At 63.8% G+C, this 10,372-nt stretch carries 14 protein-coding genes; 10 read left to right on the forward strand and 4 right to left on the reverse strand.

From position 1 onward, the window contains the following. The first annotated feature begins 6 nt into the window (after positions 1-6). Positions 7-729, forward strand: a complete 723-nt coding sequence (sigE, locus tag HMPREF0372_RS01385; RefSeq protein WP_039996455.1) for an RNA polymerase sporulation sigma factor SigE — start codon at positions 7-9, stop codon at positions 727-729. A 6-nt stretch (positions 730-735) separates the two neighbouring features. Here the strand turns inward: sigE and HMPREF0372_RS01390 are convergent, their stop codons facing one another. From HMPREF0372_RS01390 to HMPREF0372_RS19935, 4 genes are all read right to left on the reverse strand, one after another. Next, the gene (locus HMPREF0372_RS01390; protein WP_007488293.1) at positions 736-1,140 is read right to left on the reverse strand and encodes an MmcQ/YjbR family DNA-binding protein; all 405 of its coding nucleotides are present in this window, start codon (positions 1,138-1,140) and stop codon (positions 736-738) included. Between the two features lie 12 nt (positions 1,141-1,152). Then, positions 1,153-1,425 carry a hypothetical protein gene (locus tag HMPREF0372_RS01395; protein WP_007488294.1) on the reverse strand — a complete coding sequence of 91 codons (273 nt, stop codon included), beginning with the start codon at positions 1,423-1,425 and terminating at the stop codon, positions 1,153-1,155. Next, complete coding sequence (locus HMPREF0372_RS01400; RefSeq protein WP_039996456.1) at positions 1,422-1,721, reverse strand: DUF2089 family protein; 300 nt, start codon at positions 1,719-1,721, stop codon at positions 1,422-1,424. The genes HMPREF0372_RS01395 and HMPREF0372_RS01400 overlap by 4 nt, the downstream gene beginning before the upstream one ends. Positions 1,722-1,830: 109 nt before the next feature. Continuing rightward, entirely contained in the window at positions 1,831-2,007 is a 177-nt protein-coding gene (locus tag HMPREF0372_RS19935) for a hypothetical protein (protein WP_007488297.1), read from the reverse strand. A gap of 207 nt (positions 2,008-2,214) precedes the next feature. On the opposite strand from HMPREF0372_RS19935, the gene HMPREF0372_RS01405 reads away from it, so the two are divergent. Genes HMPREF0372_RS01405 through HMPREF0372_RS01445 form a run of 9 tightly spaced genes read left to right on the forward strand, consistent with a single transcriptional unit; the run spans position 2,215 to position 10,338 of the window. Further along, positions 2,215-3,498 carry a dihydroorotase gene (locus HMPREF0372_RS01405; protein WP_007488298.1) on the forward strand — a complete coding sequence of 428 codons (1,284 nt, stop codon included), beginning with the start codon at positions 2,215-2,217 and terminating at the stop codon, positions 3,496-3,498. Between the two features lie 5 nt (positions 3,499-3,503). Next, positions 3,504-4,430 (forward strand): orotidine-5'-phosphate decarboxylase, encoded by a 927-nt coding sequence (gene pyrF, locus HMPREF0372_RS01410; protein ID WP_039996457.1) that lies wholly within the window; start codon positions 3,504-3,506, stop codon positions 4,428-4,430. A 27-nt stretch (positions 4,431-4,457) separates the two neighbouring features. After that, entirely contained in the window at positions 4,458-5,216 is a 759-nt protein-coding gene (locus HMPREF0372_RS01415; RefSeq protein WP_007488300.1) for a dihydroorotate dehydrogenase electron transfer subunit, read from the forward strand. After that, on the forward strand, positions 5,209-6,129 hold the full coding sequence (locus HMPREF0372_RS01420; protein ID WP_007488302.1) for a dihydroorotate dehydrogenase: 921 nt from the start codon (positions 5,209-5,211) through the stop codon (positions 6,127-6,129). The genes HMPREF0372_RS01415 and HMPREF0372_RS01420 overlap by 8 nt, the downstream gene beginning before the upstream one ends. A gap of 16 nt (positions 6,130-6,145) precedes the next feature. Beyond that, positions 6,146-6,493, forward strand: coding sequence for a DUF6054 family protein (locus HMPREF0372_RS01425; RefSeq protein WP_007488303.1), 348 nt, complete (start codon positions 6,146-6,148; stop codon positions 6,491-6,493). A gap of 17 nt (positions 6,494-6,510) precedes the next feature. Further along, positions 6,511-6,843 carry a DUF6054 family protein gene (locus tag HMPREF0372_RS01430; RefSeq protein ID WP_007488304.1) on the forward strand — a complete coding sequence of 111 codons (333 nt, stop codon included), beginning with the start codon at positions 6,511-6,513 and terminating at the stop codon, positions 6,841-6,843. A 10-nt stretch (positions 6,844-6,853) separates the two neighbouring features. Further along, complete coding sequence (locus tag HMPREF0372_RS01435; RefSeq protein ID WP_007488305.1) at positions 6,854-7,183, forward strand: hypothetical protein; 330 nt, start codon at positions 6,854-6,856, stop codon at positions 7,181-7,183. A 37-nt stretch (positions 7,184-7,220) separates the two neighbouring features. Then, entirely contained in the window at positions 7,221-8,387 is a 1,167-nt protein-coding gene (locus tag HMPREF0372_RS01440) for a bifunctional histidine phosphatase family protein/GNAT family N-acetyltransferase (RefSeq protein ID WP_007488306.1), read from the forward strand. 7 nt (positions 8,388-8,394) lie between these two features. Further along, a complete protein-coding gene (locus tag HMPREF0372_RS01445) occupies positions 8,395-10,338 on the forward strand; it encodes a YgiQ family radical SAM protein (protein WP_007488307.1) in 1,944 nt (647 codons plus the stop codon). Positions 10,339-10,372 lie beyond the last annotated feature (34 nt).

Here is a 10,372-nt window from a genome sequence, read left to right on the forward strand (position 1 = left end):
ATGGCTATGAACGGTTGGAGACTGCGCCTGTTTGTGGGCGTGGAGTGGCTGTTGGCCCGGCTGGGGCTCAAGCTGCCGGGGAAGATCATGTATATCGGGGGGAGCGACACCCTGCCGCCGCCTCTGTCCAGGGACGAGGAGGCGGAGCTGATCGCCCGTCTGGACGGTGGGGACGAGGGTGTGAAGTCCCAGCTCATTGAGCGGAACCTGCGGCTGGTGGTCTACATCGCCCGCCGCTTTGAAAATACCGGCGTGGGCATTGAGGATCTGATCTCCATCGGCACCATCGGCCTCATCAAGGCCATCAATACCTATCAGCCCGCAAAAAACATCAAGCTGGCCACCTACGCCTCCCGGTGCATCGAGAACGAAATACTGATGCATCTGCGCAAGACGGCCAACCTGAAGAGCGAGGTCTCCTTCGACGAGCCCCTGAACACCGACTGGGACGGCAACGAGCTGCTCCTCTCCGACATCCTGGGAACAGAGAGCGATCTGGTGATGAAGCCCATCGAGGCGGACGTGGACCTCCAGCTCCTCTCCGACGCGCTGGAGAAGCTGGAGGACCGGGAGCGGGAGATCATCACCCTGCGCTTCGGCCTGGACGGCCGCCCGGAGCGCACCCAGAAGGAGGTGGCCGACCGGCTGGGTATCTCCCAGTCCTACATCTCGCGCCTGGAAAAGCGCATCATCAGCCGGCTCAAGCGGGAGATTCTGCGGATGCTGTAGGGGCGGTCACTCCGCCTTCGGCCGCCCGGCTCGCCGGGCAGCCGGCTTCGTCAGATCGTAGCTCAGTTCCAGCAGGCGGATGATCTCCTCCTCCGGGAGCGAGCCGTCCAGGAGGAGGGTGACCCAGTTGGACTTGTTCATGTGGTAGGCGGGCAGGATGCCTGGGATGCCGAGAAGGGAGCCGGCCAGGAGCGGGCCGCATTTTACATCGAGAATGTCGACGGACTCCGGTCGTTCCAGCCCCAGCCTGGTTCCGGGAACCTCCAGAAAGACCGCAAACCACTTGGCGTTTTCACTGTGGCGCAGGACGGCATAGCGGGGGAATTTAGCCCAGAGGTGCTCCGGTTCCGCGCCCAGATGTACCTGGGCATATTGTAGGATACGCTCTTTCAGTGTGGACGGTTGGTTCATGGCGCTCCCTCCTTACAGATCCTTGGCCTTCATTTTCTCCAGCTCGGCCTTTTCTGCCGCCGTGGCCTTGTTCCGCCCGATCAGCCAGGCGGCGGCCAGTCCCGCGGCACATGGAATACCTGAAAGCAGGCCGGAGGCATCCCGGAGCGCGATGGACAGGCCGGCCAGCAGCAGGAGGATCCCGCCGGGCAGCAGAGCCCCCAGCAGGGGCTTTCTCCGGGTACCCAGATAGTATTCCAGCGCCAAAAGGGCCAGGGAAATGAAAAGAACTGCAAACTCTCTCATATCGGTTTCCCCTCCTTCTCGTATTTGTCGATGATCAGTTTGGCGGTCTCCACATCAATGCGGGAGTCCACCGCCAGCCCCTTGATAAAGGCGGTGAAGGGCTCCTCCTCATGTTGGTCGGCCAGCTCGATCTTCTGGATGAGCTTGTCCAGCCGCAGACGGACCGTGGGGTAAGAGACCTGGTAGAGCCGGGCGATCTCCTTCAGAGAGCCGGACTTGAGCGCGAAATTTTTGAGAAAGGCGGCGTCCTCCGGTTCGAGAGCGAGCATCCACTGGGGGATTTTATTAAGCTCCAATTTAATTCTCCTTTTACTTTTAGTTTAACTATATTAAATATGACATAAATAAAATGAAAGTCAAGTATAAAAAAGAGGTGCGGCTTTTTAGCCGCACCTCTTTTTGAGCTTACAGGCCCAGGGTGTCCGCCAAGTCGTCCTTCATGTGGTCCATCTTGCGGACGGCACGCCGGGCCATCCGGCGCACGTCGGGGCTCTGCATGCTCTTGGCGGCCACCGCCATACCGATGGCGGCGCCCGCCAGCACGCCAAGGCCCATCCCTTCCAGAAACGCATGCTTCGTCATATTGCTTCGCTCCCTTCTGCATCAGCGTCCGCTGTTATTATTGCCGGAAACGCAGAAAAATCCGTTGCTAAAAACTGTGTTTCAAGGTATAATGTATGCGGCATGATACGGTTCAATTTGTGGAGGGGACGGGGGTGGACCTGTACCCTTTTTTGCTGTGCTCTGCATGGCGGTTTGGAACGGTTTCAATGTGAAAGGAGTGATTTCGTGAAGCTGCTGATACGGCAGGGACGGCTGGTTGACCCGGTTGGGGGCATCGGCGGGATTATGGATGTGCTGGTTGAGGACGGAAAGGTAGCGGTCATCGGGAGCAACATCAACGAGCCCGACGCCCGGGTGATCGATGCCCGGGGACTGACCGTGTGCGCCGGGCTGGTGGATATGCATGTACATCTGCGGGAGCCCGGCTTTGAATATAAAGAGACCATCGAGACCGGCGCGGCGGCCGCGGCCCATGGGGGCTTTACCTCCATTGCCTGTATGCCCAACACCCGCCCGGCCACCGACAGCCCGGAGCAGATTGCATTTGTAAAGCAGAGGGCGGCGGAGGCCTGCGGCGTCCATGTCTGGCCCATTGGGGCGGTGACCCGGGGACAGCAGGGGCAGGAGCTCACCGACTTTGAGGCCCTGAAGGGGGCGGGGGCGGTGGCCCTGTCCGACGATGGGGTGCCGGTCCAGAATGCCAATTTAATGCGGGACGGCCTGATCCTGGCCCACCGGCAAAACCTGACGATTCTCTCCCACTGTGAGGACGCCGACATGGTGAAGAACTACGCGGTCAACGAGGGGCGTATCTCCCGCCAGCTCCGGCTGGCTGGCCGGCCGGCCATCGCCGAGGAGCTGATGGTGGCCCGGGATGCCATGCTGGCGGAGGAGACCGGCGGGGCGGTGCACATCTGCCACATCTCCACCGCCAAATCGGTGGCCCTGGTGCGGCGGTACAAGCGCAAGGGCGTACAGATCACCTGTGAGACCTGCCCTCAGTATTTCAGTCTCACCGAGGACGAGATTTTAGCCCAGGGTGCCCTGGCACGGGTGAACCCGCCCCTGCGCACCAAGGCGGACGTGGAGGCCATTATCGAGGGATTGAAGGACGGCACCATTGACGCCATCGCTACCGACCACGCCCCCCACTCCGCTGAGGAAAAGGCCCGGCCCCTGACCGACGCCCCCAGCGGCATGGTGGGCCTGGAGACCGCCCTTGCTGTGGCGCTGACCTACCTCTACCATACGGGCGAGATGGCCCTGTCCGACATCCTGCGCCGGATGACCATCAACCCGGCCTGCATCCTGCGCCTGCCCACCAAGGGGCGGCTGGCCATCGGCTCAGACGGCGACGTGGTGATCTTCGATCCCGACGAGGCGTGGACGGTGGACCCCAACCGCTTCGCCTCCAAGGGACGCAACACCCCCTTTGGGGGAAAGACCCTGCGGGGGAAAGTGAAATATACGATTGTAGGCGGCGAGATCGTCTACCGGGAAGGAGAATGAGCGGGATGTCCTTTGATGTATTGCAGGAGAAAATTATCCGTATGAAAAACCCCACAGTGGTGGGGCTGGATCCCAAGCCCGAGTATGTGCCGGAGCACATCCGCAAAGCGTCCTATGAACAGTTCGGCGAGACCCTGGAGGGGGCCGCCGACGCCGTTTTCCAGTTCAACAAGGGCCTCATCGACGCCCTGTGCGATGTTGTACCCGCCGTCAAGCCACAGTCCGCCTATTATGAACGCCTGGGCTGGCACGGTATGGCCGCGCTGGAAAAGACCATCCGCTACGCCCACGAGAAGGGCATGTACGTCATCGCCGACATCAAGCGGGGGGACATCGGCTCCACGGCGGAGGCCTACGCCGACGCCTGGCTGGGAGTCACCAAGGTGGGGGAGGCCCTCTGCGGGGGCTTCAACGCCGACTGCGTCACCCTCAACGGCTACATGGGCGCGGACAGCGTCAACCCCTTCCTAAAGGTGGCGGGGGAACGGGACAAGAGCGTGTTTATCCTGGCCAAGACCTCCAACCCCGGCTCCGGCGAGCTCCAGAACGTAGCCGCCGGGGAGGGAGACACCGTCTACGGCCTTATGGCCGACCTCATTGAGAAGTGGGGAGCCGGCACTGAGGGGAAGTACGGCTATACCCGGGCCGGCGCGGTGGCCGGGGCTACTTATCCGGAGGAGCTGCAGAAGCTCCGCGCCCGGATGCCCCACACCTTCCTGCTGGTGCCCGGCTACGGGGCCCAGGGCGGCACCGCCGAGGATGTGCAGTATGCCTTCCAGGACAAGGGCCGGGGCGCCATTGTCAACTCCTCCCGGGGCATCATCTGTGCCTGGCAGAAGACGGGCAAAAACGGCGCGGACTACCAAGAGGCCGCCCGCGCCGCCGCAATCGCCATGCGGGACGACATCTGCCGGTTTATCGCCATCCAGTAAACCAAGGAAACAGAGGGGGACACACCCATGCCAATACAAAAGCTCTGTACCGTCGCAGAGGCGGTGCGCCTCAATGAATTTGCCTGCTCCCTCACCCTGGAGGCGGAGGGGATGGAGCCCCAGGGGCCGGATCAGTTTGTCCATGTGAAGTGCGGCCACAGCTGCCTGCTCCGCCGCCCCATCTCCATCTGCGACTGGGGGAAGAACCGGTTGCGCATCGTCTTTGAGGTGCGCGGGGAGGGCACCGAGTGGCTCGCCCGCCGGAAAGCGGGGGACACCCTGGACGTACTGGGCCCCCTGGGCTGCGGCTTCCAAGTGGAGCGAGAGGCCCGCTGCCTCCTGGTGGGGGGCGGCATCGGCGTCCCCCCCATGCTGGGCTGCGCCAAGTGGACGGCGGGGCAGAGCACCGCCGTACTGGGCTTCCGGTCGGCAGACCGTGCCATGCTGACCGAGGAATTTCAGAAATGCTGTAAAGATGTTTTGCTTTGCAGTGATGATGGAAGCCTAGGACAGAAAGGCTTTGTGGATGCTCAGGTGCGGGCTGTTCTTGAAAAGGATAAAAACTTTACAGCGGTTTTGGCCTGCGGCCCCAAGCCCATGCTGAAAAACGTGGCTGCCGTGGCGGCGGAATACGGCGTACCCTGTCAGGTGTCCATGGAAGAGCGGATGGCCTGCGGCGTGGGGGCCTGCCTGGGCTGCGCCATCCAGATGGCCGACGGCACCATGAAGCACGTGTGCAAGGACGGCCCGGTGTTTGACGCGGAGGAGGTGGAGTGGAATGTCTAAGGTGGATCAGTCCGTGGTGCTGGCCGGGGTGCGGATGAAAAACCCCGTGGTGGTGGCCTCCGGCACGTTCGGTTTCGGCCGGGAGTACGGCCGGTTTTATGATTTGAGCGAGCTGGGCGGCATCTGCTGCAAGGGTCTGACCCTCTGCCGCCGGGAGGGCAACCCGCCCCCCCGCATCGCGGAGACCCCCATGGGCATCCTCAACTCCGTGGGCCTCCAGAATCCCGGAGTGGACGCCTTTATCGCGGAAGAGCTGCCCGAGCTGAGAAAGCATGATCTGGCGGTAATCGCCAACATTTCGGGCAATACCCCGGAGGAATACGGCGTCATGTGCGAAAAGCTCTCCGCCGCTGGGGTGGACATGATCGAGGTCAACATCTCCTGCCCCAACGTGAAAGCGGGCGGCCTGGCCTATGGCACCAAGCCGGAGCTGGCCGCCGAGGTGACGGCGGTGGCCAAGGCCCACGCCGGGAGAGTGCCGGTGATGGTGAAGCTCTCCCCCAACGTCACCGACATCACTGAGATCGCCCGGGCCGTGGCGGACGCGGGGGCGGATGCCCTGTCCCTCATCAACACCCTGCGGGGGATGCGCATCGACGTGCGTACCCGCCGGCCTATTTTGAAGATGAACACCGGCGGCCTGTCCGGACCCGCCGTGCTCCCGGTGGCGGTGCGCATGGTGTGGGAGGTGGCCCAGGCCGTGAAGCTGCCCATCCTGGGCATGGGCGGCGTAGCCAAGGGGGAGGACGCGGCCCAGCTCCTGTTGGCCGGGGCCTCCGCCGTGGCGGTGGGCACCGCCTGCTTTGACGATCCCTATGCCCCCATCAAGGTGCGGGACGGCCTGGCGTCCCTGGCGGAGCGCCAGGGGCTGAACAAGGTATCCGACTTTACCGGGGCGGTCGTGCCGTGGTGAATGGAGGTGCGCGCCGATGGAGCGGAACACCTGTTATCTGAACCTGTCCGTGGCGGAGGCGGCCCGCACCGTGTCCGAGCTGGTGGAACGTGCGGGGCTGTCCAGCCGGATGGTGGATTGCCATGAGCTGCGCCAGGGCGAGAATCTCTGTGGCATGGTGCTGCTTTTTGAAAAGTACTTTCTCCGCATGGGCAGCCGCCTCACCCTGACGGCGGTGCTGGACAACCTGGAGGGGCGCACCCGGCTCTACTGGACGGTCACCGGCGGGGCGGGAATGCTCCGGCAGAGCGGAGACAGCAAGACAGCGGCGGAGGAGTACAGCGAGGCCCTGCGGGAGAAGCTGTTCTCCTATCTGGACGGCTGAAGGCGGGAGGGAAAAAGATGGAGGATTCGTATTCTGTCTCCCTGGGACTGCGGGAGTGCGGGGAAGCCATCCATGCGGCGGTGACCGACAGCGTCACCGGGGAGCTGGTTGACCACTATGAGCTTACCCACCCGGGCGGCGGCACCTGTGTGGTGGCGGTCTATGAGAAGCACTACTACCGGGCGGGCAACCGGCTCACCCTCACCGTGGTCCTGGACGACTTTACCGGCCGCACCCGCGTCCACTGTATCGGCGGAGGCGGGGGTGAGGGACTCTTCCGCTTTGACTGGGGGGCGGCGGAGTCCTTCGAGGGAGTCGTCCACGACGCGTTGAGCCACTATCGGCTCTGAGGAAAAGGATATGGCTTATACAGAAGTGTTCTACCCCAAGCTGCCCATGGAGGGCTGTGCGGACCGCATTCAGGATGTGATCGTGCGCAGCGGGTTCAGCAATGGACAGGTGTCGGAGCGCTACCGGCTGGAGACCCCCGGCGGCTCGGTTCTGGTTCTGGTGTTGGTCAAGTATCTTCACAGAACCGGAAGCGAGATGGTGGTGACGGCAGTGCTGGACGAGCTGGAGGGGCGGCTCCGTCTCCATCTCACTGCCGCCAGTGCGCTGGGCGGCATGGGAGATGAGTGCGGCGAGGAGAAGCATATTGTCTCCAAGCTGGAAAAGACTCTAGAGGTATGAGAACAATGGATTTCAGATTCAGAGGTGCAGTAAAGCGATGACAACCGTCTATCTGGTCCGCCACGCGGAGGCGGAGGGAAATCTCTACCGCCGGGTACACGGCTGGTATAACAGCCTGATTACCGATAACGGCTACCGGCAGATCGCGGCCCTGCGGGGACGGTTTGCGGACATACATATCGACGCGGTGTACTCCAGCGACCTGTTCCGTACAATGACCACCGCCAAAGCGGTCTACCTGTCCCACGGTCTGGAGCTGCACACCGATCCGGGCCTGCGGGAGATCAGCCTGGGCGCATGGGAGGACAAGCCCTGGGGCGAGCTGGAGCGGTGCGACGCCATGAATCTGATCCGCTTTAACCACAGCTCCCCGGACTTCCGGGTGGAGGGGGGCGAGACCTTCGCCCAGGTACAGGCGCGGCTCAAGGGGGCGGTGCTCCGCCTGGCGGCGGCCCACCCGGGCCAGACGATCGCCCTGTTCTCCCACGGCACCGCCATCCGCTGCCTCCAGGGGGCCCTCCGGGGGCTGGGGCCCGGCGAGATGGACGGCTTGGGCCACAGCGACAACACCGCCGTCACCTGCCTGGAGGTGGAGGGCGATACGGCCCGCACCGTCTTTGAGAACGATAACTCCCACCTGCCCGACGAGATCTCCACCCTGGCCCGCCAGCGGTGGTGGAAGGAGCGGGACGGAACAAGCGGCGATGCAAACCTGTGGTTCCGGCCCCTCAACCTGAAAAAGGAGGGGACGGTGTACCGGTCGGCCCGCCATGAGGCCTGGCAGGATGTGAACGGCCCGGCGGTGCCCTTCGACGGGGACGCGTTCCAGAGGGACGCCCTGCGCTGCTGGAAACGGGCCCCGGAGCGGGCGGTGATGTGCGCCATGCAGCGGGACGAGACGGCCGGCCTGCTCCAGATGGATCTGGACCGGGGGGCTGACGACGGCGTGGGCTATATCCCCTTCCTGTACATGTCTCCCGCCCACCGGCGCCAGGGCCTGGGGGTGCAGCTCCTGGGCCAGGCGGTATCCACCTACCGGCCTCTGGGACGGGACCGCCTGCGGCTGTGCTGCGCGCCGGACAACGGGATTGCCCAGCGCTTCTACCAGAAGTACGGCTTTGTCAAGGTGGGGGAGGAGCCGGGCGCCCGCGGCCCGCTGGATGTTCTGGAAAAATACATTGGATTTGAAGCCAAGGAATCATGAGGAACCTATGAATCAATTTTTGCCTGTCACCAAAGCGGATCTGGCGGAGCGGGGCTGGGAGGAGTTTGACTTCCTGGTCATCACCGGCGACGCCTATGTCGACCACCCCTCCTTTGGCCCGGCCATTATTTCCCGGGTGCTGGAGGCCGAGGGCTACCGGGTGGCAATCCTGGCCCAGCCGGACTGGCGCAAGGCCAGCTCCTTTACAGCGTTGGGCCGCCCGCGGCTGGGCGTTCTGCTCTCCAGCGGCAACATCGACTCCATGGTGGCCCACTATACCGTGGCCAAAAAGCGCCGCCATGACGACGCCTATTCCCCGGGCAATCGGGCCGGCCTGCGGCCCGACCGGGCGGTGATCGTCTATGCCAACAAGGTGCGGGAGGCCTTTGGGGACATTCCGCTGGTGATCGGCGGCCTGGAGGCCAGTCTGCGCCGCTTTGCCCACTACGACTATTGGGAGGACAAGGTGCGCCGCGCCATCCTCTTTGACAGCCAAGCGGATCTGCTGGTCTATGGCATGGGAGAGCGCGCCACCCGGGAAATTGCGGCTCGTCTGGCCTCCGGAACGCCCATCCGGGAGATTACAGATGTAAAGGGAACTGCCTTTATTGCCAAAGATCCTTCTGCGTGTGCCTATCCAAAGGTGGAGTGCCCCTCCTTTGAGGCGGTATCCACGGATAAGCGGGCCTATGCCCAGGCCAACCAGATCCAGTATGAGGAGCACGACCCCGTCCGGGGAAAGGCCATCCTCCAGCGCCACGGCGACCGGCTGCTGGTGGTCAATCCGCCGGCCATGCCGCTCACCACTGCCGAACTGGACTTCGTGGCCGAGCTGCCCTACGTCCGGGAACCCCACCCCATGTATGACGAGATGGGGGGCGTGCCCGCCATCGAGGAGGTGCGCTTCTCCGTGGCCCACAACCGGGGCTGCTTCGGGGCGTGCAACTTCTGCTCCCTGGCCTTCCACCAGGGACGGATCATCACCTCCCGCAGCCATGAGAGCGTCCTGCGGGAGGTGGAGGCCCTGACCCGCCACCCCGGCTTCAAGGGCTATATCCATGACGTGGGCGGCCCCACCGCCAACTTCCGCCGCCCCGCCTGCAAGAAGCAGATGAAGGCGGGAATGTGCCGGGGCCGGGCCTGCCTGGCCCCCACGCCCTGTCCCAACCTGGACGCCGACCACACCGACTATTTGATGCTCCTGCGCAAGATCCGGCAGGTGCCGGGGGTGAAGAAGGTGTTCATCCGCTCCGGCATCCGCTTCGACTATATGCTCCAGGACAAGAGCGGCGAGTTCTTTGCCGAGCTGGTGAAGTATCATGTCTCCGGCCAGCTCAAGGTGGCCCCGGAGCACTGTGTGAGCGGCGTACTGGACTATATGGGCAAGCCCCATATCGAGGTCTATGAGAAGTTCAAGGGTAAGTACGAGCGGCTGAACCAGAAGTACGGCAAGGAGCAATACCTGGTGCCCTACCTCATGTCCTCTCACCCGGGCTGTACCCTGGACGACGCGGTGCGGCTGGCGGAGTGGATCAACCGCACCGGCCGCCAGCCGGAGCAGGTGCAGGACTTCTACCCCACGCCGGGAACCCTGTCCACCTGCATGTACTACACCGGCATTGATCCCCGCACCATGCAGCCGGTGTATGTGCCCCGTGATCCCCACGAGAAGGCGATGCAGCGGGCGCTGATGCAGTGGAAGCGCCCGGAGAAGCGCCCGCTGGTGCGGGAGGCCCTCCACCGCACCCACCGGGAGGATCTGATCGGCTACGGCAAGGGCTGTCTCCTGCGGCCCAACGGCCCCGCCAAGCCGGGGGAGAATCCCTCCGGCCGGGGCAAGCCCGCGCCCGCCAAGGGCAAGGCCCAGCCCACCCGCTCCCGCCCCGCCCGCAAGGCGGGCTGGGCCGTGGCCAAGCCCAAAAAGAACGCCCGGCCGAAGAAAAAGAAATAAGAAACGAGCCTCAGACGCTTGCGTCTGAGGCTCG

Origin of the sequence: Flavonifractor plautii ATCC 29863, from assembly GCF_000239295.1 — a bacterium.
Lineage (GTDB): Bacteria > Bacillota > Clostridia > Oscillospirales > Oscillospiraceae > Flavonifractor > Flavonifractor plautii.

What these genes read in the sequence shown, in the direction of transcription:
- sigE (WP_039996455.1), top strand. Translation starts at nt 7, where the DNA reads ATGAACGGTTGGAGACTGCGCCTGTTTGTGGGCGTGGAGTGGCTGTTG.
- pyrF (WP_039996457.1), top strand. Translation starts at nt 3,504, where the DNA reads ATGTCCTTTGATGTATTGCAGGAGAAAATTATCCGTATGAAAAACCCC.
- HMPREF0372_RS01425 (WP_007488303.1), top strand. Translation starts at nt 6,146, where the DNA reads ATGGAGCGGAACACCTGTTATCTGAACCTGTCCGTGGCGGAGGCGGCC.
- HMPREF0372_RS19935 (WP_007488297.1), bottom strand. Translation starts at nt 2,007, where the DNA reads ATGACGAAGCATGCGTTTCTGGAAGGGATGGGCCTTGGCGTGCTGGCG.
- HMPREF0372_RS01430 (WP_007488304.1), top strand. Translation starts at nt 6,511, where the DNA reads ATGGAGGATTCGTATTCTGTCTCCCTGGGACTGCGGGAGTGCGGGGAA.
- HMPREF0372_RS01395 (WP_007488294.1), bottom strand. Translation starts at nt 1,425, where the DNA reads ATGAGAGAGTTTGCAGTTCTTTTCATTTCCCTGGCCCTTTTGGCGCTG.
- HMPREF0372_RS01390 (WP_007488293.1), bottom strand. Translation starts at nt 1,140, where the DNA reads ATGAACCAACCGTCCACACTGAAAGAGCGTATCCTACAATATGCCCAG.
- HMPREF0372_RS01440 (WP_007488306.1), top strand. Translation starts at nt 7,221, where the DNA reads ATGACAACCGTCTATCTGGTCCGCCACGCGGAGGCGGAGGGAAATCTC.
- HMPREF0372_RS01415 (WP_007488300.1), top strand. Translation starts at nt 4,458, where the DNA reads ATGCCAATACAAAAGCTCTGTACCGTCGCAGAGGCGGTGCGCCTCAAT.
- HMPREF0372_RS01435 (WP_007488305.1), top strand. Translation starts at nt 6,854, where the DNA reads ATGGCTTATACAGAAGTGTTCTACCCCAAGCTGCCCATGGAGGGCTGT.
- HMPREF0372_RS01445 (WP_007488307.1), top strand. Translation starts at nt 8,395, where the DNA reads ATGAATCAATTTTTGCCTGTCACCAAAGCGGATCTGGCGGAGCGGGGC.
- HMPREF0372_RS01420 (WP_007488302.1), top strand. Translation starts at nt 5,209, where the DNA reads ATGTCTAAGGTGGATCAGTCCGTGGTGCTGGCCGGGGTGCGGATGAAA.